The sequence below is a fragment of the Lujinxingia vulgaris genome (genome assembly GCF_007997015.1).
GTDB lineage: Bacteria > Myxococcota_A > Bradymonadia > Bradymonadales > Bradymonadaceae > Lujinxingia > Lujinxingia vulgaris.
In genome coordinates, this window is sequence record NZ_VOSM01000002.1 from 481,913 (window position 1) to 506,273 (window position 24,361).

General features: G+C 65.1%; 16 protein-coding genes. 6 read left to right on the forward strand and 10 right to left on the reverse strand.

Annotated features, from left to right (window positions below; translation table 11 throughout):
• Positions 1 to 7: 7 nt before the first annotated feature.
• The 3 genes from FRC98_RS05550 to FRC98_RS21320 form a co-directional block, all read right to left on the reverse strand.
• Positions 8 to 271 (reverse strand): hypothetical protein, encoded by a 264-nt coding sequence (locus FRC98_RS05550; RefSeq protein WP_146980299.1) that lies wholly within the window; start codon positions 269 to 271, stop codon positions 8 to 10.
• A complete protein-coding gene (locus tag FRC98_RS05555; RefSeq protein WP_146980300.1) occupies positions 268 to 750 on the reverse strand; it encodes a hypothetical protein in 483 nt (160 codons plus the stop codon). The genes FRC98_RS05550 and FRC98_RS05555 overlap by 4 nt, the downstream gene beginning before the upstream one ends.
• 111 nt (positions 751 to 861) lie before the next feature.
• A complete protein-coding gene (locus FRC98_RS21320; protein WP_230467302.1) occupies positions 862 to 4,332 on the reverse strand; it encodes a hypothetical protein in 3,471 nt (1,156 codons plus the stop codon).
• 201 nt (positions 4,333 to 4,533) lie between these two features.
• Here FRC98_RS21320 and FRC98_RS05565 point away from each other — a divergent pair, with 201 nt between their 5' ends.
• Positions 4,534 to 5,424, forward strand: a complete 891-nt coding sequence (locus tag FRC98_RS05565; protein WP_146980301.1) for a ribose-phosphate pyrophosphokinase — start codon at positions 4,534 to 4,536, stop codon at positions 5,422 to 5,424.
• Between the two features lie 30 nt (positions 5,425 to 5,454).
• On the opposite strand, the gene FRC98_RS05570 is transcribed toward FRC98_RS05565, so the two are convergent.
• Together FRC98_RS05570 and prmA are read right to left on the reverse strand one after the other, a co-directional pair.
• Complete coding sequence (locus FRC98_RS05570; protein ID WP_146980302.1) at positions 5,455 to 6,225, reverse strand: 16S rRNA (uracil(1498)-N(3))-methyltransferase; 771 nt, start codon at positions 6,223 to 6,225, stop codon at positions 5,455 to 5,457.
• Entirely contained in the window at positions 6,225 to 7,118 is an 894-nt protein-coding gene (gene prmA, locus FRC98_RS05575; protein WP_146980303.1) for a 50S ribosomal protein L11 methyltransferase, read from the reverse strand. Before prmA ends, FRC98_RS05570 begins: the two co-directional genes overlap by 1 nt.
• 126 nt (positions 7,119 to 7,244) lie before the next feature.
• Here prmA and FRC98_RS05580 point away from each other — a divergent pair, with 126 nt between their 5' ends.
• Entirely contained in the window at positions 7,245 to 8,021 is a 777-nt protein-coding gene (locus FRC98_RS05580; RefSeq protein WP_230467303.1) for an enoyl-CoA hydratase/isomerase family protein, read from the forward strand.
• A 24-nt stretch (positions 8,022 to 8,045) separates the two neighbouring features.
• Here FRC98_RS05580 and dapB read toward each other — a convergent pair whose 3' ends face one another.
• The 3 genes from dapB to FRC98_RS05595 all read right to left on the reverse strand — a co-directional run bounded on the left by dapB (position 8,046) and on the right by FRC98_RS05595 (position 11,899).
• Positions 8,046 to 8,843 carry a 4-hydroxy-tetrahydrodipicolinate reductase gene (gene dapB / locus FRC98_RS05585; RefSeq protein ID WP_146980304.1) on the reverse strand — a complete coding sequence of 266 codons (798 nt, stop codon included), beginning with the start codon at positions 8,841 to 8,843 and terminating at the stop codon, positions 8,046 to 8,048.
• Complete coding sequence (dapA, locus tag FRC98_RS05590; protein WP_146980305.1) at positions 8,840 to 9,739, reverse strand: 4-hydroxy-tetrahydrodipicolinate synthase; 900 nt, start codon at positions 9,737 to 9,739, stop codon at positions 8,840 to 8,842. Before dapA ends, dapB begins: the two co-directional genes overlap by 4 nt.
• Positions 9,740 to 9,892: 153 nt before the next feature.
• Entirely contained in the window at positions 9,893 to 11,899 is a 2,007-nt protein-coding gene (locus FRC98_RS05595; RefSeq protein WP_230467304.1) for an ATP-dependent helicase, read from the reverse strand.
• 231 nt (positions 11,900 to 12,130) lie between these two features.
• Here FRC98_RS05595 and FRC98_RS05600 point away from each other — a divergent pair, with 231 nt between their 5' ends.
• From FRC98_RS05600 to FRC98_RS05615, 4 genes are all read left to right on the forward strand, one after another.
• The gene (locus FRC98_RS05600) at positions 12,131 to 13,015 is read left to right on the forward strand and encodes a hypothetical protein (RefSeq protein WP_146980307.1); all 885 of its coding nucleotides are present in this window, start codon (positions 12,131 to 12,133) and stop codon (positions 13,013 to 13,015) included.
• 72 nt (positions 13,016 to 13,087) lie between these two features.
• Entirely contained in the window at positions 13,088 to 13,609 is a 522-nt protein-coding gene (locus FRC98_RS05605; RefSeq protein ID WP_146980308.1) for a tetratricopeptide repeat protein, read from the forward strand.
• Positions 13,610 to 13,863: 254 nt separating this feature from the next.
• Positions 13,864 to 15,906 carry a choice-of-anchor D domain-containing protein gene (locus tag FRC98_RS05610; RefSeq protein ID WP_230467305.1) on the forward strand — a complete coding sequence of 681 codons (2,043 nt, stop codon included), beginning with the start codon at positions 13,864 to 13,866 and terminating at the stop codon, positions 15,904 to 15,906.
• A gap of 115 nt (positions 15,907 to 16,021) precedes the next feature.
• Positions 16,022 to 18,166 carry a bifunctional protein-serine/threonine kinase/phosphatase gene (locus tag FRC98_RS05615; RefSeq protein WP_146980310.1) on the forward strand — a complete coding sequence of 715 codons (2,145 nt, stop codon included), beginning with the start codon at positions 16,022 to 16,024 and terminating at the stop codon, positions 18,164 to 18,166.
• Between the two features lie 116 nt (positions 18,167 to 18,282).
• On the opposite strand, the gene FRC98_RS05620 is transcribed toward FRC98_RS05615, so the two are convergent.
• Both FRC98_RS05620 and FRC98_RS05625 read right to left on the reverse strand, forming a co-directional pair.
• Entirely contained in the window at positions 18,283 to 19,380 is a 1,098-nt protein-coding gene (locus FRC98_RS05620) for an NAD-dependent epimerase/dehydratase family protein (protein WP_230467306.1), read from the reverse strand.
• 90 nt (positions 19,381 to 19,470) lie between these two features.
• Positions 19,471 to 24,342 (reverse strand): AMP-binding protein, encoded by a 4,872-nt coding sequence (locus FRC98_RS05625; RefSeq protein WP_146980312.1) that lies wholly within the window; start codon positions 24,340 to 24,342, stop codon positions 19,471 to 19,473.
• Between the last annotated feature and the right edge of the window lie 19 nt (positions 24,343 to 24,361).

The window sequence follows — 24,361 nt, forward strand, 5'->3', positions numbered from 1 at the left end:
CGGGGGGCTACTCGTCGAAGGTGAAGGTCGACTCGTCGATGTCGTCGGCGCGCTCAATGGCCTGGCGAACCTCGTCGGCGGCCTCGTCGAGGGCGGCGGTGACCTCTTCGTCGAGCTCGACGCGCTCCTCGTTGAGCGTCTGCTGCTCGGTGCGCATCTTTGCCACAATGGCGTCGCGATCGACCTCGGGCAAAGGCTTTGCCTCGCAGCCGGCCAGGCAGAGCGCGCCGAGCAAAAGCCCCCCGAAGATGTGGTGGTAAGAGCGTCTCACGCGCTGGCGGCCTGAAGATCGTCCAGGTCGATCTCACCCTCGCTGACCCGGTCGATGATGCGACAGATGCGCCAGGTCAGGGTGCGCAGAACGGGGAACTCCTCAAAGTCGCCGCTCCAGAACTGCACGCCCTTATAGGTGGCGACGGTCTGATCGCAGATGCGAAAATGAACGTTCGTCTCCCCTTCGCGGCGCGGACGCCGGGCCGGGCTCGCCGTCCAGAAAGGATGCTCCAGGAGCAGCGCGATAAAGCGACGGGTGTCGTCTTCGGAGAGGGTCAGGCTCCACAGATCGGGGCTCTCGTCGTCGAGGCGCCAGCTGAGCAGAAGTCGCCCCGCGCCCGAGATCTGAAGGGTGACGATGCCAAGATCGTCGTAATTCCCACCAATCTGACAGAAAAAGTGGAGCCCGGTGGTGTCCTGCTCACGATCGAGGACCGCCTTGAGCCGACGCTCCAGGATCTCGATGGGATCTGACAAGGATAAACCTCCGCACAGGACTGAACGAGGACAGCTTGTCAAGTTTTAGCTGTAGATTACGCGCAGCGTCAAGCGTGGCGTTGGTGTCTGGCCGATTGTTGGCGGGGTTGCTCACCAGTATCGCCAGCCCAGCGAGAAGTTGGTGATCCAGTCGCCGTCGCGGGGAAGGCGAGGGGCGCCGATGTCGATGGGTTTGGCAAAATGCAGGCGGAAGACAAGCGGCCCCAGCCCGAAGTTCAGGCCTGCCACCGGAGAGAAGGCGCGCCAGCGCCAGAGGTCGTCGAGATCCTGGCCGGTGCCGCCGAAGTCCGCGCCGACCAGGCCCTCAATGTCGATCAGCGGGACGCGAAGGAGGAAGTTGAGCGGGAAGCGCAGCTCGGTCTTCACAAAGCCAAAGGTGCTGCCGAGCAGGTAGTCGATGTCGCCAAACTCCACCCCGCGCAGGGTATCGAAGCTGGAGAGGTAGAACTGCCTGGCGAGCTGCCCGCCGTAGGTGGTGCCGGCGGCCGCGCGCACCGAGAGGTTGATGCGGCCGTAGATGGGGAAGTAGCGCTCGGCGTCGACGCGCACTGAGCCGTGGACCTCGTCCTGGAAAGGCTGCACATCGAGGGTGGTCTCCGCCAGGATGGAGCCGCCGGAGAGGGGGCCTGTGCCCGGGTGGTAGCGGATGGTGTTGTAGCCGAGGCTCAACGATGGCGAGGCCTGAAAACGGGGCCCCTCGTAGCGGCCGGCCCAGCGCTCCAGGCGGCCGACATCGGGGGTCTCCAGATCTTCGTTGAGCAGAAGGTCCTGGGAGCCTTCGGTCAAGAAGTAGGAGACGCCTCCCAGGGCCAGCTCCCCCTGCACAAAGGCAAAACGGTTAAGCGGGTAACGCAGCGTCCCGCGGCCGCCGTAGAAGCGCTCCCCGGAGAGAAAGCGCGGGGTGTCGGGCAGGGTGTCTTCGACGCGGTAGCGCACGTCCTGGAAGATGCCCGTGCCCCAGATCAGGCGGCGTTCCTGGTTGAGGTAGGTCAGGTCGGCCAGGGTGTTGTTGAGGTCGCCAAAGGCCAGCACGTTGACGAAGACCGCGTGGTTACGAAGTCGGTCATTGGTCAGGAGCATCAGCTGGCCGTAGAGCCCGGAGCTGCTGGCGCCGAGCAGGCCGAAAACATTGGCGAGCTCCCAGTTTTTGAAGGATGCGGCGCTGTAGCGCTCCGCGCCTTCGATGGGACGGCTGGGGAGAGCGGGGACATCGCCGGACGCGGAAGGATCGTCGGAGGAGGGCAGCGCGACGTCGAGGAGGCGTTGCTCCTGGATGCGGGCCGGGCGGCGCTGGCCTCGGTGGTGGAAGACCGCCCACAGCGTGTTGCCGGGGCCGGGGGCAAGATCAAAGAGCCCGGTGACGATGTCGGTGCGGCGGGTCAGGCCCTCGTCGCCAACTTCATAGAGGTTGGCGCGGCCGGCGTCGTAGGCGGTGAAGAAGATGCGGCCGTCGGCCAGCGCGCGGGGCGCCACGTGGTCGCGGGCCTCCCGGGTCAGGCGTCGGGGGCGGGCGCCGGGCTCCAACGCGATCGCAAAGAGGTTGTAGTAGCGATGTTCGGTGCCATCGCAGGTGTAAACGATGCCGGAAGGCCCCCAGCTTACACCGCGCTCGGCGAAGAGGTCGTCGGTGAGGCGGCGCAGCGTAAAGTCGTCACCTTCGAGAGGTTCAAAGAGGTAGAGGTCTTTCTGGCCGTCTTCATCCAACCCGATGAAGGCCACGCGTTGGCCGTCCAGCGAAAAAGCGGGTGATTCGGCAGCGAGCAGCCCCTCGCGGCCGAGATCAAAGGCGCGGCGTTTGCCCAGGTCCAGGTCAACCTCCCAGCCGGTGTTTTCGCCATTGCCGTTTTTCGTGCGCTCGACCTCATGCTCGATCTCCTGGAGGTAGAGCACGTCGCGGCCGCTGGCGCTGGCGACGAAGACGAGCCTGTCATCATGAAGATCGAAGGTACGCGGTCCCACCGGATGCAACGACTCCACGCCCGGGGTGCCGTCGGCGGCGACGCGCACGTGGTGCTCCGGATCGCGAACGTCGTTGAGGTAGAGGCGCACCTGGCCGGTGTCGGTGGCGATGGCGCGGTAGAGCATCAAAAAGCCGTCTGGCGAGGTGGTCATCGTCTGCATGACCCCCTCGGTTTCGGTGTAGATGCTCAGGTCCGTGGCGTCCTGGCCGCTGCTCAAAAAACTCTTGTACGAGCGTTGTTTGAGCCAGGTCTCAAAACGTGCGGAGATGGTGCGGGCGTCATCGCCGGTGACCTCGGCCAGCAGCCCTCGGAAGGAGATCGGCTCAACCTCGGTGTTTCGTCCTCCGAGCAGCTTGTGGGAGGCCTCCAGGATGTCCTGGAGGGTGCCCGCGCCATAGGTTTCTTCCAGGAAGGCCACGCGGGTCTGGCCGATCTTGTAAGTCCACAGGCCGCTGTAGGGGCGGTCTTCGAAGAAGTCGAGCATCACGTAGCCGCGCTCGGGATCGGGGTTGAGCAAAAGATCCCTGGCGAGCATCTCGGTCTCGGGGTCGAGGCCTTCGAGCGAATAGAACTCGGCGATGCCTTCGATGTACCACAGGGGCATGCGGTCGAGGGGATCGCCGCTGACGCCGGCGTTTCTGGCCACGTCCTGAGCTTTCTGGATGGTGAACTGGTGGACCATCTCGTGGGAGGAGACGTGCTCAAAGAGGCGGTGGTCGCCGAAGTAGGGGAGCACCAGCTTGAGGTCGCCGCGGCGGCTTGTAACGCCGAGCACGCCCTCCTGCAGCGGGAAGATGTTGGTCTGCAAAAACTCCTGGTAGGAGTTGTAGAGGATGTAGGGGAGGGTGCGCGTGGGCACGTAGTTAAACGCGCGGGCCAGCCGACGGTAACTTCCCTCAATGTAGGCAGCGGCGCGCTGGGCGACCTCACGCTCGCGCTCGTAAAAGTAGAGGCGTACCCCGCCGGAGCGCTCATCGAGCGTCGATGCGGGAAACTCTGGCGAGGGCGCGTTTCGGCGTTTTTTGCGAGCTTCGCGTTCGGCGGGAAACTCAACCTCGGGGGGCTCTGAGGCGGTGTCGGTGGCCGGGTCGGGGAAGTCGTCGGCGGGCGTCAGTGAGGCGTCTTCACTGGCCAGCGTTGCCTGGCGAGCGTAGCTGAAGCCGGGGAGCCCGAAGTCCAGGCGCGGGGCCTGGTCGCGGGTCGGCGCGCCCAGCTGAAGGGGGCCGTCGTGGGGGCCGCGCGGCGAGTCGAGCTGGTCGGCGTCGGAGGTGTCGGCCTCCGGGCCTACGAGGATGTCGACGTGGTACCACTCGAAGTCGAAGTAGCGCACGTTGGATTGGTTGGGGCGCCGCGGGTAGACGTAGATCTGCGCCTGGGCCGCCGGTGGCAGCGCGCTCAGGGTGAGCACAAGGCCGGTCGCAAAGAGGAGCGCGGAGGGCAGAAGTCGCCGGATCGTCGCGTCATTCATCAGGTATCCATCGTGGGGAGCGCGCCCCCAGTGTTGTTGCGAGGGTTCGAGCATCGTGTCGACAGCGGCCAGCATCGGCCCATCGCCAACAAAGATGGTCTGGGGGCGGCCGCTGGCAAGTTCGGCGCTCACTATAGTGATTTGAAGACGTGATCACAGCATCGAAGCCCCCCGGTGTATTAAGGGTTGGGTGAGCGTTGCCGTGGTGTTAAAGTCGCCGACGGTTTTGCCCGTAGAAGTCTCAATTGTGTGGGAGCCTCAATGTGAGAGCTCCTTTGCTTCGACGGGTGTGCGCGGCTCGATGTCGTGTGCTCCCGGGGAGAGCTCAGACCGATGAAAGCCCTGATTGTTGCAGCGCCTTCCGATCGTCCCCTGGCCGAGCAGGTCGCCGCCCATCTCGATGCGGAGCTTGCCCGCGTGGAGGTGCGCGCGTTTCCCGATGAGGAGACCTATGTGCGCATCGACTCGGAGGTGGCCGACCGCCATGTGGTCATTGTGGCCAACCTGGTGCGCCCCAACGCCCGTATCCTCCCGGCGCTCTTTCTGGCCGAGACCGCCCGCGAGCTCTCGCCGGCGTCGATTGGCCTGGCCACGCCCTACCTTCCTTATATGCGCCAGGACGCGCGTTTTGAGCCCGGTGAGGGGCTGACCAGTCAGTACTTCGGGTCGCTCATCTCGCGCAGTTTTGACTGGCTGGTGACCATCGATCCGCACCTGCATCGCTATCAGAGCCTCGATGAGTGCTACGCGATCCCCAGCAAGGTCGCCGAGAGCGCCGGGCCGATCGCGCGCTGGATCTCTGAGAACGTGGAGCGACCGCTGGTGGTGGGGCCCGACGAGGAGAGCTTTCAGTGGGTCAGCGCCGTGGCCCAGCGCGGCGGGCTGCCGTCCGTGATCATGGATAAGATCCGCCACGGCGATCGCGACGTGCAGGTCACCGGCGCGGGGCTTCCGCCCTGGACCGACCAGACCCCGGTGATCCTCGACGACATCATCTCCACGGGGCGCACCATGGTGGAGACGGTGCGGCTTTTGCGTGAAGCCGGGCTGAAGCCGCCGGTGTGCGTGGGCGTGCACGCGCTCTTTGTGGGGGATGCGTACCAGATCTTGCGCGGCGCCGGCGTTGACCGGGTGGTCACGTGCAACACGGTCAGCCACCTCTCGAATGAGATCGACGTGATCGGCGAACTCGCGAAGGGCATTGGCGAGTTCGTATCGGCCTGAATGGCCCGCAAACGCGGCCTGCAGCCGGCCTTAGAGCTCGCCCAGGGCGTTTTGAGCCAGTGTGAGCAATGTGAGTCCGGCGGTTTCGGCGCGGAGCACACGCGGGCCCAGGGTGATCGGGCGGCCGCCGGCGTTTAAGATCGCGTCGACCTCGGCCTCTTCAAATCCACCCTCGGGCCCCACCCACAAGCCGGCGCGCGCGATGGCGTCGCCCTCGGACGCCTGTTGGTCCAGGGCCCGGTGCACCGCCATCATGCCCTCGCCAAGGTGCGCCACCAGGTGGGTGTCGCAGGGGTGGTCGCTCAGCGCGCGCGCGGGCGTGAGCGGCGCGTGCAGCGCCGGGATCTTCGCGCGCCGGCACTGGCGGGCGGCGCCGGCGATGATCTTCTCCCAGCGGGCGCGTTTCTTCTCGAAACGATCCTCAGAGAGCTGCACCACGCCGCGGCGAGTGGTGAGGGGCACGATGGCGTCGACGCCAAGCTCGGTGGCTTTTTCCAGAAGCCACTCCCAGCGGTCGCCCTTAGGGATGGCCTGAAAAAGCACCCACTGCACCGAGGACTCGCCGCGCTCGCTGACGCGCGGGGACTCGACCTCGGCGATGACCTCATCGGGGGCGCAGGCGATGAGCGTGGCGCGGGCCAGACGCCCGCTGCCGTCGAAGAGCTCAATGTGCGCGCCGGGCAAGAGGCGCAGCACCGTGCGCACGTAGTGGGCGGCCGCTTCGGGGAGTGCAAAACGCTCGCGGCGTGCGGCGTCGTTCAGGTCATCGAAGATTTCGGGAGCCAGGGGGACGCGTCGCATCACCCCTCCCGGCGCAGATGCAAAGCCACCCACTCGCCGCGCTGGCGATGTTCGATGAGGGTGAAGCCGGGCTCACTGAAGGCTTCGATGAGGCGGTCGCGCTCGAAGTCGGGGATGCCGCTGAGCAGCAGGTCGCCGCCGGGGGCGACGTGGCTTAAGAGAGCGTCGCGCATACCCAGCAGGATGTGGGCCAGGATGTTGGCCACGACGATGTCGAAGTCGCCTTCGACCCGGGCCAGCGGGGTGGTCGAGAGGGCGATCTGCTCGTCGCTAAACCCGTTGGCGCGCAGGTTGTCCTTGGCGACTTCGACGGCGGTCGCGTCAACGTCGACGCCGACGACGTGGCCGGCGCCCAGGCCACTGGCCAACATCGCGAGGATGGCCGAGCCGCAGCCCACATCGAGCACGGTGGGGGAGGTGCGGGCGTCGAGGAGCTCATCGAGCATCGCCGCGCAGAGCTGGGTGGTCTCGTGGGTGCCGGTGCCAAAGGCCATGCCCGGCTCAATGGTGATGGTCATGCCATCTTCGGGCGTCTCAAGCTCCTCCCAGGGGGGACCGGCGACCACGCGGCGCGAGAGGCGGACCGGGCGAAAGAAACGCATCCATGCCGTCTCCCAGCTGCGGTCGTTGTAGGGGGCGATCGCCACGATCTGCGCGCCCTGGAGGCGATCGACGATCGTCTGCGCCAGCGCTTCGACGGCCTCTTCGCCCTGGTCGAAGAAGGCGATGAGGCGGTTCATCCCGTCGGGCAGCGGCGCGAAGGGGGCGTCTTCCATGAAGGTGTCGCGGTCCTGGACTTCGACGCCCAGGGCGCCAAGCTCCCAGAGCACGTGGGAGTCGGTCTGGGCAATGGGGACCAGCATCTCGGCGCGGATCCAGGCGGTGTCGTCCATGGTCTTTCCGTGGTGAAAAAGGTTGAGGTCTGGCGAGCCTTGGAGAGGCTCGCTGCAGGTGGCACCCTAGCGGGCCTAAAGTAAATGGGAAGCGAAAAGGGTCAATCTCAGATGCGGGAGAAGATGATGGTGGATGTGGTCAAGGTGGATAGCGGGCAGTTGGCGCGGCTGACAATCAGTCGGGAGGCCCGGCGCAACGCGCTGAGCGCCGGGGTGGTCGAGGGGCTTATCGACGGAATCAAAACACTTTCAGAAGACGCAGCTGTGCGCGCGATCGTGCTCACCGGCGAGGGTGAGCGTGCGTTTTGTGCCGGCGGCGACCTGGGCGATCAGCTCCCGGACGGGGGGATGCTGGGGATGCATAAGGCGCGGGGGCGATTTGCGGAGCTTATTCTGGCGATGCGTCGCTCACCAAAGCCGCTCATCGCGCGGGTGAACGGGCACGCGCTGGGAGGTGGGTTCGGGCTTGTGCTGGCCTGCGATCTGGCGGTGGCCGCCGACCACGCCACCTTCGGCACGCCGGAGGTTAAGGTGGGGCTTTTTCCGATGATGATCTCGGCGTTGATTCAGCGCTCGCTCTCGCAGAAGCACGCCATGGAGCTGATGCTCACCGGCGATCGCATCGATGCTTTGCGGGCGCGGGAACTGGGCGTGGTCAATGAGGTGGTGGCCGGGGCCGACCTGGATGACGCCGTCGGTGCTCTGGCGGAGCGTGTGGCGGCGCACTCCCCGGCGGTGGTGGGGTTGGGGAGGCAGGCCTATTACGCGACCGAAGATATGAGTCTGGAGCAGGCCCTGCGCACGCTGCACAGCCAACTCACCATCAACACCCTGGCCGAAGACGCGGCGGAAGGGATCAGCGCGTTTCTGGAGAAACGCGATCCGCGGTGGAAGGGGCAGTGAGGCTGCGGATCGGGTGAGCGCGCCTTATGCGTCGCCGAAGAGAAGATCGCGCATCTGGTAGCGGCCGGCGGGTTTGCCGGCAAGCCAGCGCGCGGCGCGCAGCGCGCCGCGTGCGAAGATCGCGCGGTCGGTGGCGCGGTGCGTAAGCTCCAGGCGCTCTCCGGCGGCGCAGAGGTAGACGGTGTGCTCACCGACGATGTCGGCGCCGCGCAGCACCTGAAAGCCAATCTCATCGTCGTCGCGCGGGCCGGTGTGGCCTTCGCGTGCCCAGGTGGCGACCTCGTCGAGTTCCCAGTCGCGGCCGCGGGCGGCCGCGCGCCCGAGCATGAGCGCGGTGCCGGAGGGGGCATCGACTTTGCGGCGATGATGCGCTTCAAAGATCTCGATGTCGGCATCGGTGCCGAAGCCGCGGCTGGCGAGCTCCACCAGATGCTCCAGCAGGTTGACGCCCACCGAGAAGTTGGCCGCCAGCATCAGCGGGATGGAGCCAGACGCCACATCGAGCGCCTGATGATGCGCGGCGCTCAAGCCGGTGGTGCCGCTGACCATCGCGATGCCCGCGCCGGCGGCGTATTCGGCGACCTGCGCGCAGCTGTCTGGCGAGGAGAAGTCGATGACCACATCGGCGTTGGCGATGGCACTGAGATCGCTGGTGGCGATGAGCCCCTGCGGCCCGAGGGGCTGGCCGATGTGCGTGCTCTCGGGCGCGACAATCGCCGCGCTCACCTTAAGCGACTCAAGGTCGGCAGCTTCCTGAAGAAGTTGCGTGCCCATGCGGCCCGCGGCCCCGACGATGGCGACGTGAATGATCTCGGTGCTCATGCCAACCCGAAGTCGTTGAGGGCCTGGCGAAGTCGCGACACGAAGGCCTCGTCGGGCGCGTAAAGCGGGCCGCGCATGGTGGGGGAACACCACCCGAGTGCGGCGGCGGCCGCTTTCACGGGGATGGGGTTGCTGCGCTCAAAGAGGATGCGCGCCAGGGGCTGGAGCTTGCGATGAAGCTTGAGCGCCTCGTCGAAGTTGGCTTCAGACGCGGCTTTGCAGAGGGTGCTCATCGTCTCGGGGCTCAGGTTGGAGACAACCGAGATGCAGCCGTGGCCGCCGATGGCCATGAAGGGGAAGGTCGTAAAGTCGTCGCCGGAGAGGAGCGCGAAGTCGGGGGCGACACGCGCGGCGATGTCGGTGTCCATCACCAGGTCGGCGCTGGCCTCTTTCACACCGATGATGTTGGCGTGTTTGGAGAGCGCGACGATGGTGTCGGAGCTCATTGAGACGCCGGTGCGGCCGGGCACGTTGTAGAGGAGCACGGGCAGCCCGCCCTCATTGGCGACGGCCTCGAAGTGGCGGATCATGTCAGCCTGGCCCGGCTTGTTGTAGTAGGGCGTCACGACCAGCGCCGCGGCGATCTTTCCGGGGTTCTCCTCGGCGATGCGACGGGTAAACGCGATGGTCGAGGCGGTGCAGTTGGAGCCGGTGCCGGCGACCACCGGGACGCGGCCATCGACGTGCTCGACCACGGCCTTGATGACCTGGCTGCACTCATCATCGCTCATCGTGGCGGCTTCGCCCGTGGTGCCGCAGGGCACAAGCCCGTTGATGCCGCCTTCAATCTGTCGGTCGACCAGGGCGCGCAGCGCGTCGAAATCAACCTCACCTGTGTCGGTAAAGGGCGTGATAAGCGCGGTCAGGGCGCCGGAGAGCAGGGGTGCGTTGGCCATGGAAGTCTCACAGGTCGGGGGTTAAAGGTGCCCGGTGCGGCAGAGCGTCAGAGGTTGAGTGGACTCAGAGTGCGCACCGATCGCGGCGCGGCGAGTGGCGTAAAGGTGTCGCGTCGCGCCTCGGGGTGTCAAGGTGGGGAGGTTGAGGTTGGCTCAGGCCTCGATCTTCCAGTCTTCCCAGGGAAGGGGGCGCTGCTCCACGTGCGACTCATCGCGCAGCTCCTGCACAAAGGGGGACTCGCGCAGCACCACCGGCGTTCGGTCGCGGGTGGTCTTGATGAGCGGGTGGCAGAGATGAAGATCGCGTTTGGCGCGGGTGGTGGCCACATAGAAGAGGCGACGCTCTTCCTCCATCTGCGCCTGATCCTGGGAGGCGCTCTGATGGGGGAACTCCCCGTCGCTCAGGCTGAGGATGAAGACCGCGTCCCACTCCAGGCCCTTGGCCTGGTGCACCGAGCTCAAGCAGACGAACTGATCGTCAAAGGTCTCACCCACGCCGATCTCCTGGCCGGAGATGCCCGAGAGCAGGCTGATCTCGCCAAGAAGATGGTCGAGGGATTCGTACTGCGCGGCATAGTTCGCGAGCTGCTCCAGGTCGGCGATGCGGTTCTCGGCCTGCTCGTAGGAGCTCTGGATATGATCTTTGAAGTCGCTCTGCAGAAGTGTGGTCAGGAGTTGATCGGGGCCGGTCGCCAGGCGTTCCTGGCGAAGTCGCGCGAGCAACTTTGAGGCGCTCGCCCAGGATGTTTTAGCGCGGCCGCCCAGGCTATCGAGGAGCGCCGGATCGTCGAGGGCGGCCAGGGCGTCGGGTTGCGAGCTTAAGAAGAGCCAGATGTCCTGAGCGCGTTTGTTGCCGATGCCGTACCACTGGCGCACCAGGCGAAGAAAGGCGAGCTCGTCGCGCGGGTTGAACAAAAAGCGCAGGTAGCTGAGCGCGTCTTTGATATGAGCCTGCTCGAAGAAGCGCAGCCCCGAGCGCACCACAAAAGGGATCTCGCAGCGGGTCATCTCCAGCTGCAGCTCCAGCGAGTGATGGTGGGAGCGGTAGAGCACGGCGATGTTGTTGAGCTCGGTGCCCTCATCGACGAGTTCTAAGATGCGCTGGCAGACGAAGGCCGCCTGCTGGTTGGGGTCGCGCAGGTGAATATGCGCGGGCATCGGGCCCTCGGGGCGGTCGGCGCGCAGCGTTTTCTGGAACTGGTGGACGTTGTAGCGGATCGAGCGGTTGGCCAGCTCCAGAATCTGCGGGGTGGAGCGGTAGTTGATCTCCAGGCGGTACTGGCGCGCGTCGGGGTAACGCTCGGGGAACTCCAGGATGTTGCGGTAGTCGGCGCCGCGAAAGGCGTAGATGGACTGGCAGTCGTCGCCGACGACCATGAGGTTTCCATGCACCGACGCCATCAGGTCGACGATGGCGCCCTGGAGGTGGTTGGTGTCCTGGTATTCATCGACCAGGATGTGTTCAAAACGCGAGGCGTAGTGGCGGCGCACGTCGGGAAAGTCGGTGAGCAGGCGGTGCCAGCCCACGAGAAGATCATCAAAATCCATCAGCCCCATCTCCTTTTTGCGGATCTGGTAGAGGTGAAGGATCTTCTCAATGGGCGTGGCAAGATGCGCGAAGTAGGGGTAGCGATCGAAGAGGGCATCGGCCAGGGAGACGCCGGTGTTGAGCGTGGTGCTCAGAAGACGCGTGAGCATGCTGGCGCGGGGAAGTTTGCGGTCGAGGTGGCCGACGCCGGCCTCGGCGATGCACGACTTCATCAGGGTCTGGGCGTCTTCGCCGTCGATGATCGTGTAGTCTTTGGGGTAGCCCAGAAGGGGCGCGTGTTCGCGCAGGATGCGGTTAGCCACCGAGTGAAAGGTGCCGCTCCACTGGCGGGTCACGTCGGTGGTGATGAGCGCGCTGGCGCGGCTGGTCATCGCGCGGGCGGCGCGGTTGGTGAAGGTCAATAGCAGGATGTTTTCGGGGGGCACGCCTTTAGAGACCAGATACGCCACGCGGTAGGTCAGGGTGTGGGTCTTGCCGGTGCCCGCACCGGCGATGACCAGCAGCGGGCCGGAGCCGGCGGTGACGACCTGGCGCTGCTCGTCGTTGAGGTCGCGCTCAAAGTCCAGGCCGGAGGCCGAGCCGGGGGTGGGGTTGAGTTTGTAGGTCTTCACAATCGGGGCTCCTGGCCTGTGTGATCTCGGGAGGCTTCGCGCCCTTAAGTCATAAAGCGCATCACGAGCGTTGGCCAGCGCGGGGCGGCCTGGCGCTGTGTCGATGAAAAAAGTTGGGGGTTGGACGCAAAACTTCGCAGAAGCGCTCGACAATAAAGGGGAGAGCATCACGAGGCGATGCTTTGGGACGCGGTTTTTCACTTCGGAACATCACTTATTGTCGAGGTCAGCATGACGAGCATCAGCAGTGGAGGCATCAACCAGCAGGCGCCGATCGACTACACCCCCATTGATATCGATCGCGTTAAACCGCAGATGGCGGCGAAGGTTCAGGAGCTTCAGAACGACTTTCTGGCGCGCATCGACGATCTGAAGGCGCAGATCGCCGACGATCCTCGGAGTGCGCGTGCGCTGGAGCTTAAAGGGGAGATCACGCGGCTGGAGAACGCGTTTCGCTCGTTCAGCGAAAAGGTCGTGCAGCATCATTTTGAGCGTGAGGGTGTGACTCACGTTCGTGACGATTCGCACAGCATGCCCCTGGGGCAGATTCAGGGACTGGTGCGGGAGATGCAGGTGGAGCTTCGCGCGAGCTACAACACCTACGGAACGGCCGACGCGGGAGGGGGAACCCAGCGGGTTGATCTGGATTCGATTAGCAAGATGGAGTTGAGAGCGCCGCTGTCTGAAAGGGCGACGATTTCCGGCCAAGGTGGAATCATCCACTCTGCGTTATTGAGGATGTTGTCGGGGGATACGAGCGGAACTGAAGGTGCGGGCAAGTCAGACGGTCCCGGTGCCACCGATGGTCCGGGAGCCACCGACGCTCCGGATGCCACCGACGCTCCGGATGCCTCCGGGGAAACCGATGAGACGAAGGGAGGGGGGAAAACCGCGGCGGATTTTGACGTCAAAGAGATGGTCAACCTGCTCTCCAGCGACCCGGACGCGTTTATGCAGGAGCTGCAGTCGATCGAGGACCCGCAGGAGCGGGCCGCGATGATGACGCTGGTTCAGAGCCAACTTCAGCAGATCAACCAGCTCTTCTCGATGGTCTCGCAGTTTTCGCAGGCGATGCACGACACCTCGAAGGCCATCATCAGCAATCTGCGTGTGTGACGTCAGCGGGCATAGCGAACTTCGGGCGCGGCGCGCTGGCGGGTGCCCGATACCGACCAGGGAGAGAACGAGATGAGCGAGAAGACGCAGGGCAAATACAGCGAAGAGATCAAGACGCTTTACAAGGTCGCCGAGCGGGTGGCGGCCGGGGAGTCGATGGCGAGCATCCTGGAACTGACGCCGGGGGATATGGCGTTTTTTGAGGGGCGCGCCTATGAGTTTCATCGCCGGGGGCAGTTTGAGCGGGCCGAGGAGGTGGCGCTGGGGATTGTCGCGCTCGATGAGACGCGGGTTTACCCCTTGCTGGTGCTGGGTGATGTGGCGCTGAGGCGTCGCGACGCCGAGGAGGCGGTGATGTGGTTGGAGCGGGCCGCCGAGCAGGATCCGGAAGATGTCGATGTGTTGATTCGGCTGGGGGAGGCGCATGTGCGCGCGGGAAGTTTCGAGCGGGCGAACGCCATGCTCGATCGCGTGATTGCCGCCGGCGGAAAGGGTGATGAGGTTTACGCGCGTCGTGCCCGGGCGCTCAAGGGAGTGGCCCAGGGACGCCAGCGCGAAGAAGCCACGGCGACGAGCGCGTTGCCTGCCGGTTGAAGGAAGAGGACTGGAGGGTGGTGCGGTTCTGGCGGTCGGGCGAGGGCATGTTGGTCGGGCGTGGGCCGGAGGCGAAGCTCTGAGGGGAGGTCGGGCGTGGTGGGGCGCCCGGCATTCCAATGGGGGGCGGGTTTCGCTATGGTGTCGGCTCACGCACGATCGACGCGCAACTGTGGCGCTTCGAAGAACGTAACCTCTGGTCGGTGAGATGTATGCAAAGCCTCTGGCAGTCTGGAATTCGAACGAGCGGCGCGATGCTGCTGTGGGTGGTGTTGGCGTCGATGGCGCTCTGGGCCTGCGGCGATCGCGACGGCATCGGTGAGACCGGCGCCGGCGTGATTGAGGTTGCGCCCACGCAGATCGGTTTTGCGCAGGTGGAGCTGGGAGATTCGGCCACCGAGTTCTTGACCATCCGCAACAACTCCGACGAGCGCCTGCAAATCTTCGAGTTGGAGCTTGAACCCGCTGGCGGGGGAAGCGCGGCTGGCTTGAGCCTGGGCTCGGTGCCGGGGCTTCCTTTTGCGCTGGAGGCCCAGGAGGAGCAGGTCATCGAGGTCACCTACTCGCCGCAGGCTGGCGAGGCGGCCCGGGGGCGAGTGAGGATTTTGTCGAGCGACCCGCGCTACTCGGAGGAGGCACCGCTCTATGTGGACATCACCACGCTCGGGAACTCCCCGGAGATTCTGGTCGATCCACCTCTGGTACGCTTCGCGCGCGCCGGCACCGGTGCGTTTGAGGAGCGGCAGACTCGGCTTATCAACGTGGGGACTGCGCCGCTGATTATCTACGAGGCGCCCGAGTACGGCGGCGGCGAAGACTTCAGCATCGCGCTGCCGGAGCGCAGCTACCCACTGGAGCTTTTGCCCTATGACTCCGAGGCGATTGAGGCGAATCCGGAGAGCTATGAGCTCGTGATCGATGTGATCTATGAGCCCACGGGCCAGGGGCAGGATACTGGCGAGATCTCGGTGGTGACCAACGATGTTCGCGACCCGGCTCCGGGGCGAGACGATCGCGGCCTGACTCGGATCGATGTGCGGGCGGATGCCGACGCGGCCTGCATTGAGGTGGACAGCCGCAATCGCAACTTCGGGCAGGTGCCCATCGGCAGCTCCAGTCGCGATCAGGTCGAGGTGACCAACTGCGGCACCCAGGTTCTGCAGATTGAGAACATCGTGGTGGATCAGTCCGGCAACACCTTTGAGCTGGACCTTGGGAGTTGGGATCGCAGCGGAAACGGGGCGATCGACGATCCGGTCTCGGTGGCGCCGGGGATGAGTGTGACCTTTGGCGTGCGCTTCATTCCTTTTGAAGAAGGCACGGAACGCGCCGAGGTGATCATCGTCAACAACGATCCGATTCAGCCCGAGCTGGTCATTGACGTTGTGGGTCGCGGAGCCGATGGCGAGTGTCCGATCGCCACCGCGCTCGGCCGTGTGCGCGGGGTCAGCGGGATGGGGCGACCCTCGCTTACGGCGATCCCACTTCAGTACGTGATCCTCGACGGAAGCCAGAGCGAAGATCCCGACGGGCAGGTTGTGGACTATGAGTGGGAAGTGCTTCAGGGGCCTCCCGGGACGCTGGTGCAGCTGGGACCGACGCAGGACGACCCGCTGGGCAACGACACCTCTCGACGCGAGTTTCGCCTGCTGACCGCAGGCACCTACCGCATCGGGCTCAACGTGATCGACAACGACGGCTTTCGCTCCTGTGAGGGCGCCGAGGTCGAGATTCGCGCGATCCCTGACCAGGACATCCATATTGAGCTGACCTGGACCAACCCCAGCGATCCGGATGAGGGCGATGGGGAAGGAAGCGATGTGGACCTGCACCTGACCAAGATGGGGCCGGGGAACTGGGCGGAGGAGCCTTACAGCGTGTATTTCCAGTTTCCCAACCGCTCCCAGGAGTCGATCTGGAGCCCGGAAGATCCGAGCCTGGACATCGACGTGCGCGACGGTGCAGGTCCGGAGAACATCACGATGCGCAACCCGGCAAACTGTGAGTGGTACGCCATTGGCGTGCATTATTACCGCCAGCTCTTCGGGACGGCGTACGCCACGGTGCGCATCTACATTCAGGGGCAGCTGCGCTACGAGTCGGTGCTTGAGCCGCTGGAGCGCACCGGGGAGTTCTGGGATGTGGCGCGCATTCACTGGGATAGCGGCCAGGCTACGATCGTTGACGTCGACGCGCGCTATCCGGCGCTTCCCGAGGGGCAGGCCCCCGAGGTTGGAAACGCGATGGTGGAGACGGCCACCGAGCTCGGGTTGTGCAGCGCCCAGCAACTCTACTGAAATGGCAACGAGGGGGGGATTGAGGCCGGCTCGGAGCTTGCTGCACACGCCCATGGTGTGGCACGCTGCGCGACGAGAAGACGAGCTGCCGGCGTAAGTGCCCAGGACGAATGGTATGCCCCTGAGTGAAACGGTCTGCCCCGAATGCGGAGAGCCGACCTGTGACGATGATAGCTGCCCGATCTGCGATCGGGCCACCGGTGAGATGGCGGCCTTTAGTGCGCAGTTTGCGTCTCCCGGGCAAACCCTCGACATCGTTGTGGAAGGGCGACACTACGGTCGCGCGGAGCTCGAACAGGTTACCCTTGTGGTGCGGGTCGACGAGGTGCTCGAAGAGTTTGATGGGCGCCGGGTGCTCGTCGCCAGCGCGGTGAGCGCGTCGGTGGACGGGGTTGATCTGCAGGGGGATGAAGCGCTGGCCTTTGTGCACCCGACCTACCTGATTGAAGAGACCACGCGGCCACGCCCACGCCACGACTCCTGGCCGGAAGAGGTGCGCAGGCTTGTGCGCGCGCCGGTGTACGTGGAGCGCGACGGGGATCATACCCGATCGGTCTTCGTGGATAATGTGGGCGTGTCGGTGGGCGACCTGGTCGATCTGGTGCGTGGGGAGCTGGAGTACGAGCAGGTTAAGGCGATCTTCGGATCGGTCGCCGAGCTCTTTCGCAAGCTGCATCGCGCCGGCTGGGTGCACCTGGGGCTAACCCCCTGGAACGTGCGGGTGTTCGACCGGGGGAGCGAAGACGGGTTTCCGCGCCTCTTCATCTCGCAATCGCTCGGGCAGGTCTTTGACGCGCCGGAGCCCGGTGACCTCGGCCAGCAGGACACCAGCAATCCCTTCGATGATCGGGGCGCGACGGTGGTGGAACTCACTCCGCTGGCGTTTTCGGCCGAGGAGCTGGAGCGCGCTGCGGCCCTTCGCGACAAAGGGGAGAGGGCCAGCGACGATCGTGGCTTCTATGAGCCAACCTACGACTCGTCGTCGATCTCCGAGGTGATTGAGGACGAGGAGCCCGAGGTTGGTGCCGGCCCCCTTGAGATCGACTCGGTGCTCGACGGCATCGACCGGCTCTTTGAGAAGGGCAAGATCGACGACGAGATCGCGGTCACGCCCGGTTTCTCAGCGCCGGAGTTGCTGAGCGGCCTGGGAAGCAAAGACGGGGAGTCGGCGGATATCTTTGCGCTGGGCATGCTGCTCTATTTTCTGGTCTCGGGGATGGTGCCACCGGCCTCGGTGTATACGCGTTATGCACCGGCGATTCCGGCGCGCAACTTCCGCCCGGGTTTTCCGCCGGGGCTTCAGCCCATCATCTCACGCGCGACCCGACCGCATGCGGCCGACCGCTACGACAGCGTTGAGACGATGCTCGAGGCCTTCTATGAGGCCTGCGAGGCGATTGAGGCCCGCGTGCGCTCGCGCGAATACGCGCCGCCGGTGATCCGCCTGGCGAGCGATACGCATATCGGCATCGCCAAGCGACGTCGCAACCCCACCAACCAGGACAGCGTCTTCTCGGCATCTTCGGAAGACGGACGTTTTGCGCTGATCGTGGTCGCCGACGGCGTCTCCACAGCGAGTTATGGCTCGGGGGATCTGGCAAGCCGGGCGTTGGCTGAAGAAGCCGCGCGGGTGTGGGAAGATGCGTTGCCGACCTACCTTCTGGAGAGTCAGGTCGATGAGACGCGCATCATTCATCAGATCCTGGGGAGGGCGAACCATCGCATCGTCGACCACGTCAACCGCACCTACTCGCCATTTCGGGGAAGTCCGCACGAGGTGATGGGCTCCACGGCCCTGGTCGCGGTGGTGCTTGATGGGGTGGTGACGCTGGCGGCGCTGGGCGATAGCCGCGTGTATTTGCAGCGGGGCGCGGGTCTTGAGCAGATGACCGTCGACCACAACCTCTGGACGCTCTCGATCAAAGAAGGCGTCGCCGCCGACACCGCGCTGGCGATGCCGCATGGCGAGGCGCTGGCGCGCTGCATGGGCACCTTCGTGATCGAGGAGGCGAAGCTCGTTGCGGTTGATCCGCAGCCGGACCTCTTCCGCTTCCGCGTGATCGAGGGCGACTCGATGCTGCTCACTACCGACGGCCTTACGGACTTCGGCGGGGCCAACCTGCTCGCTGCCGAAGATAACATCCTGGCGATCATGCTCGCCGAGCCGGATCCGGCGCTGGCGTGTCTGGAGTTGATTCTGCTCGCGAACCGCGGCGGTGGCGGCGACAACATCGGGCTTTCGATCGCGCGCTTCTATTAAGCAGTTTAAGTCATTATGTGCCCCGTTCGGGGCATGGCGATGTCAAAAAAAAGCGCGCCTTCATCATCGAAGGCGCGCTTTTTTTGTCGCTGTGCCGCAGAAGGTAGGGCGGGCGTTCAGCTCTCAACGCCGGCTTTGCGTCGCAGCTCCCGGGCATACTCAAGCGTCTCGGCGGGCACCCACTCGGCCGGGGGCTCCTCTCGGTGCGAGGAGGTGCCTGCAAAGTCCGGGTGATGCTCCCGGATCCACTGCACGGTGTCGCGCAATGTGAGGGTGATGGGGCGCGGGTCAAAGCCCAGCTCATCTTTGGCGCGGCTGCTGTCGATGTACCAGAAGTGACGGGCCATCTCGACGCTGGCCGCGTCGAGGTCGCCGGCCGGCGCGCCGGCTTCCTGGAGCGCGCTCAGCAACTTGCCCCCGAGCTTCGCGAGCGGGCCGGGCACCGGGAGGCGAGGGGCGCTCAGCCCGGTGATGTCGGCCAGATGATCGAAAAAGGCCGCCAGCGTGAGGTTGCCCGCGCCCAGCAGGTAGCTTGAGCCGGGCTCGGCGCGCTCCATCGCCGCGATGAAGGCCGCGGCCGTGTCGCGCACGTCCACCACCGAGAGCCCGCCGGGCATCACTCCGGGAACTTTTCGCTTCATGAAGAGCACGACGTCACCGGTGGAGCTCTCGCGCCAGTCGCCGGGGCCCAGCAGCAGGGTGGGGCGCATCAGCACCACGGGCAGGTCGTGGCGCTTCTGGTAATCCACGCATACCCGCTCCTGGTAGATCTTGGAGAGGTAGTAGGGCCAGTCGCGGACCACAGATTCGGTGTAGGGGCTGGTATCATCGGCCACAAACGAGGCGTCGCGGCTCACTCCGACAGTGCCGCTGGTCGAGGCCACAACGACTTTCTCGATGTCGGTGTCGCTGGCCAGGAGCGCATCAAAAAGCCGGCGGGTGCCCTCGACGTGCAGGGCGTACATGCGGTGGGCCTGGGTGCGGTCGCGCTCCACAAGCCCTGCCAGGTGGTAGACCCGGGTTACACCTCGGACCGCCTCTTTGAGGGCGTCGGCGTCGTCGAGGCTGCCTTCTACCTGCGCCACGCCCAGCGCTTCGAGCTCGGCGTTGTGGCGTCGTGTGAGCACGCGAAGGTCCGTCTGGCCTGCGGCCAGAAGCTGGTCGATGAGGTGTCGGCCCAGAAAGCCGGTTCCGCCGGTGATGAGTGTGGTCATATTGGGCTCTATCATGTTGATTTTATTCATAAATCAAGAAGGCGCGGCCGCAGGTGGCGGCCGCGCCTCGATGCGACGGCGTCGCCCGAATCAGAGGCGGAAGACCGCCGAGAAGCGCATCAGAAGATCGGGATCGTTGGTCTTAATGACCCCGTTCATGAACTCCTCCATCGAGGGGACGTAGCTCTCCTGGACGATCTTGCGGAAGATCTCCGGGGAGGTTTTGACCACGCAGTCCGCGTGCCCCGAGGGTTTGGTGTTCTGAATGTTGCAGGTCTTCGGGTCGACGGTGATCGTCCACTTATGGGAGTCGAAGTTGCCCAGGCTAAAGTAGAAACTCACCGGGCTGTCGACCTGGTTCTCGGCGAACTTCGTGTTGAGCTCGTGGAAGATTGGCGAGAGCTGGTCGGCCTGCGCTTTGGCCTTCTCGGCGTTGCCGCCGCCGCGCGCCGCCAGGCCCAGATCGGCGACCGCGTCGTGGGCGCGCTGGCTGATGGCGTCGAAGCGCGCGGTGGGCGACTCGGCGTCGATGTTGGCGCGCAGCTCCGAGGCTTTGAGCACCGGACCGATGGTCACCTTGAGCTTGCGCGACGTGGGCGAGGGCAGCGCCTGACCCTTGGGAAGCGCGCGATGGGTGCCTTCGATCCACAGGGGCAGCACGTCGATCTGGTGGGTGTCGACCAGGTAGCCCAGGCCACGGCGAAAGGCCTGCAACTTCCCATCCCTCGAGCGCGTGCCTTCCGGGAACATCAACAACATCTCGCCGCGGCGCAGCGCCTCGGATGCGCGGCCCAGCGAGCTCTCCAGGGTGCCGGAGCGTTCCACGGGGAGCAGGTTGGTGAAGTTGCCGAAGTAGGTCTTGCGCGCGGTGTTTTTGAAGAAGTAGTCCGCCGCGGCCAGCGCGCGGATGTCCTGCCCGAAGTCGCCCAGGGCGTACTTCACAAGGCCCATGTCCAGGTGGCTGGAGTGGTTGGCGACCACAATCACGTTGGGGTTGTGATACGGGATGTGCGCGCGGCCGAAGACCTCCACGTCGAAGAGGCGCTCGTAGGCGTTCATCTGGCCGTTGTAGAGCAGGTCTTTGACCATGCGCTGCACCGCCGGGGGCACATCGTAGGAGTCGACGCGCTCAAGCACCGATTTGGGTTGGACGACCAACTCGGTGGAGCCAGAGCCGCCATCGAGCAGTTCCTGCAGCTCGCCCACGGTCTGAATGGTGGCGAGCGTCTCCGCGCTGACGTGGTGGTCGCGGGCTTCCAGGATGGAGGCCAGCTCCACGAACATCAGGCTGTCGAAGCCCAGGTCGTCGAGGAGGTGGGTGTTGTTGTGGATGCGCGCCGCGTCGTAGTCGGCGAGTTTGCCGAGGACCTTGTCGAGCCAGGTCCAGGTGGTGTCTTCGACGTCGCCGCGGTCCACCGCTTCGAGCTCGGCGGCCATGAGGCGCTCAAGGATCTTGACGACGTCTTTGCGTTTGATCTTGCGGGTGGCCGTGCGGGGGAACTCATCGTTCCAGAAGCGCAGCACCTGCACCCGGGAGTGGGAGGGCACGCGGGCGCCTTCGACGCGGATCCACTCGCGGATGGCCGACTGCATCGTGGCGATCTGCTCGGCCGTGGCGTTCTCGGGAAGATCGGGGCGCACAAGACACGCCACGCGCTCCGAGCCCTTGCCGTCGGGAAGACCGACGATGGAGAGCTCCAGGGCATCGGGGCATTTGGAGTAGATGTCTTCGAGCTCGTCCGGGTAGCAGTTTTTGCCGCCGGCGGTGACGATGACTTCTTTCTCGCGACCGACAATGGTGAGGTTGCCGCGCTTGTCGAACTTGCCGAGGTCGCCGGTGTGCAGCCAGCCCTCCTGCAGGGCGGCGGCGGTCTCTTCGTCGCGTCCCAGGTAGCCGCGCATGACGTTGGGACCGCGGGCGATGACTTCGCCAACGCCTTCGTCGTTGGGGTCTTTGATGTCGACCTCAATGCCTTCGAGCGCGCGTCCGACGGTGCCGGGCGCAAGGCCCCGCTCGGGGCTGTTGACGGTGAGTACCGGTGCGGCTTCGGTGAGGCCGTAGCCTTCGTAGAGGCTAAAGCCCAGGCCGTAGAAGGTCTCCAGGATGTTGACCGGGAGCGCGGCCGCGCCGCTGATCATGTAGCGCAGGCGTCCGCCGAAGGCCGAGTGCACCGGGGCAAAGAAGGTCGAGCCGAGGTTGATACCCCACTTCTCGCGCAGGGTGGTGTTGGCCTTGAGCATCGACTCGAGCGCAAAGCGCAGGGCCGGCGGGGCGTCGCTGATGCGCTGGTCGATGCGGCGGTGAAGAAGTTGCCAGAGGGCGGGCACGCCGATGAGCGCGGTGATGCGGTTATGCGTCATCGCCGTGGTGAGCTCGTCGGCGTTGACTTCCTCCAGGTAGGTGATGGAGGCGCCGCGCGAGAGGGGCATCAAAAAGCCGCAGGCAAACTCAAAGGTGTGGTGCAGGGGCAGCACGCTCAAGAAGCCGTCGCGCTCGGTGATCTGGAAGGTCTTCTGCAGGCTGTTGAGCAGGTGCGCGAAGTTCTGGTGGGTGAGCATCACACCCTTGGGAGCTCCGGTTGTACCTGAGGTGAAGATCAGGCTCGCGAGCGGCTGGCCGTCCTCCTCGGCACGCATCAGCTCGGCCAGGAGCGGGTCGTCGCCCTCGGCCGGCAGGAGCTCGACGGAGGCGGTGTCGCTGGACGCGGCGTTTGCGGCGTCGCTGAGCTGCGCCTCGTCGGGGAGCCCCAGGCTGAAGATCTGCGCGAAGGTCAGCGTGCGCGCGGGGATGCTGTTGGCCAACAAGGTCTCTCGGAGCTCGGCGCCCAGGCGCTCATCGACGGCCTGGCTGAGCACAATCGCCCGCGCCCTCGCGGAGCGCGCGATGTTGATGATCTGCTCGGTGGTGCTCGCCGAGTCTACCGGCACGGCGATGCCGCCGGTCTTCAGGATGCCAAAGTAGGTCATGCCCCACTGCGGGCGGTTCTCCGAGATGAGCAGGCAGGTGTTGCCCGGCCCCACGCCCACGCCGCTGAGCACAGCGCAGGCGCGCTCGGCGCGCTCTTTGAGCTCCCCGTAGGTGTAGCGCTCCACGATGGTGCCCGACTGATGCTGCAGCGCGATGCGTTTTTGGAAGTTGGTGGTCGACGCGTCGAAGAGCTCCACCAGGTCGTCGTAGGTGTAGACCTCGCGGTTGCGCTCTTTGAGCTTGGCTTCCAGCGCCGGGTAGCTGTGGCGAGCGAGCCCGGGGATATGCGTCTGAATCCAGTACTCGCGCCAGTCCAGGTCTTCGATGCGGCTTCCGTAAACGGGGCGCTCCGCCGGGCTGAGTTTCTGGGAGAGCTCGACGATGTTGCCGGCCTTAAAGGTCAGGCGGTTGTCGTAGATGAAGGGCAAAAAGAGCTCAAAGATCTTCTCGGTGGTCGTGGCCATGGCCTCGACGCTCTTGAGCGACTTGTTAACGCCTTCGATGGCCTTGCCCACGCCGCCCATCTGTTTGGTGGGGAGCTTGCCCAAAAGTTTGCGCATGCCGCCAACGGTGCGCTTAAGCCCGGGGGCCGACTGGCGGTCGAACTCCTTGCGCTCGACGACCACCGAGTCCATCGACTTGAGCACGAGCTTCTTCCAGCCCGGTGTCTTGACCTCGCGGTCGATGACGCGGCGGTTGCCCAGGGTGGAGAGCTCCACCAGGCGCTCAACCGAGATGGGGTTCAAGTCGGAGGAGCCCAGGTGGTAGACGTCGTGATGCTGGTCGGTGAGCAGGGCGGCGGTGATGGCGAGCATCGCGCCGGAGACGAAGTCGACCGGAATGACGTCGAGGTTGATGCCCTCGCGCGTGGGCACGAAGCGGTGCCCCTTGTACATCATAAAGCAGATGGGGGCGGTGGTGTTGATGCCCTCGTTCCAGCCCTGCTGGGGGAAGCTCACCGCGCTCTCGATGATGGCGGGGCGCACAATGGTGACTTTGACGCCGCGGGCCGCCGCGTCGGCCAGAATGCGCTCACCGAGGCTCTTGGTGTAGGTGTAGATGTTGGGCCAGCCCCAGAAGGCCGCGCGTTTGCGACCTTCGAGTGAGAGGGTGCGGTCGACCCATTTGATGCGCTCGCGCTCGCAGGCTGCGTCAAGAGCGCCGCGGTCGGCGGGGTTGAGGTTATGCTTTTTGAGGAACTCGCGCGCTTGTTGCACAAAGCGCACCTGGTGCTCCTGATCGCGGGAGATGTCCTCAAAATGTTCGATGAGCTTGAGGCAGTCGTCGATCTCGCGGCTGTGGTCGTAGTCCAGGCCCAGGTCGTCGGCTTTGGGGTAGACGCGCGGCCCGGGGAAGATCTCGGGGCTGGGCTTTTCGGTGTTGCCGGCCACAAAGCAGGTGGAGACGTGCATCAGGCGAGCGCGGTTGTCGCCGAGGGCCAGGAAGTCGAGGGTGAGGCGCTGGGAGAGGGTGTTGATCTCCAGCGCGTTTTTGAGGTTCGGGTTGAAGTTGGTCAGACCCGCCGAGTTGATGAAGACGTCGAGCTGTGAGGAGAGCGCGCGGGCTTCGTCTTCTTTCAGACCCAGGTTGGGGCGGCAGATGTCGCCGTCGATGACGCTGACTTTCTCGTTGAGAAACTCCAGGTAGCCTTCGTCGCCGTAGACTTCGCGAAGCGGGTCGAGCGCGCCGGAGGGCACGACCTCGTGGAAGAAGCGCTCGGTGGCGCTCTGGGTGCGGCGGCTGCGCACGAGCACGTAGAGCTGCTCGATGTCGGGGTGATTGCGCAGAAGCATCACCATCACGACTTTGCCCAGAAACCCCGTCGTCCCCGTCAGCAGGATGCGCCTTCCCCGCAGCGACTCGCCGACTTTGAGCATGCCCTCCAGGGTGGGCTCATCGAGGGTGGCGGGCAGTGCGTAGCCATTGGCGCCGTTGGCGTGACCGTTTTTCGGAGCGCCATTTTTGATGGCGGAGGTGTCGTTGGTATGCGTCATGGCAAAAACCTGGGTCGAC

Coding starts and splice junctions, on each gene's coding strand:
- FRC98_RS05565 (WP_146980301.1), top strand. CDS start 4,534: ATGAAAGCCCTGATTGTTGCAGCGCCTTCCGATCGTCCCCTGGCCGAG.
- FRC98_RS05570 (WP_146980302.1), bottom strand. CDS start 6,225: ATGCGACGCGTCCCCCTGGCTCCCGAAATCTTCGATGACCTGAACGAC.
- prmA (WP_146980303.1), bottom strand. CDS start 7,118: ATGGACGACACCGCCTGGATCCGCGCCGAGATGCTGGTCCCCATTGCC.
- FRC98_RS05580 (WP_230467303.1), top strand. CDS start 7,245: ATGGTGGATGTGGTCAAGGTGGATAGCGGGCAGTTGGCGCGGCTGACA.
- dapB (WP_146980304.1), bottom strand. CDS start 8,843: ATGAGCACCGAGATCATTCACGTCGCCATCGTCGGGGCCGCGGGCCGC.
- dapA (WP_146980305.1), bottom strand. CDS start 9,739: ATGGCCAACGCACCCCTGCTCTCCGGCGCCCTGACCGCGCTTATCACG.
- FRC98_RS05600 (WP_146980307.1), top strand. CDS start 12,131: ATGACGAGCATCAGCAGTGGAGGCATCAACCAGCAGGCGCCGATCGAC.
- FRC98_RS05605 (WP_146980308.1), top strand. CDS start 13,088: ATGAGCGAGAAGACGCAGGGCAAATACAGCGAAGAGATCAAGACGCTT.
- FRC98_RS05610 (WP_230467305.1), top strand. CDS start 13,864: ATGCTGCTGTGGGTGGTGTTGGCGTCGATGGCGCTCTGGGCCTGCGGC.
- FRC98_RS05615 (WP_146980310.1), top strand. CDS start 16,022: ATGCCCCTGAGTGAAACGGTCTGCCCCGAATGCGGAGAGCCGACCTGT.
- FRC98_RS05620 (WP_230467306.1), bottom strand. CDS start 19,380: ATGACCACACTCATCACCGGCGGAACCGGCTTTCTGGGCCGACACCTC.
- FRC98_RS05625 (WP_146980312.1), bottom strand. CDS start 24,342: ATGACGCATACCAACGACACCTCCGCCATCAAAAATGGCGCTCCGAAA.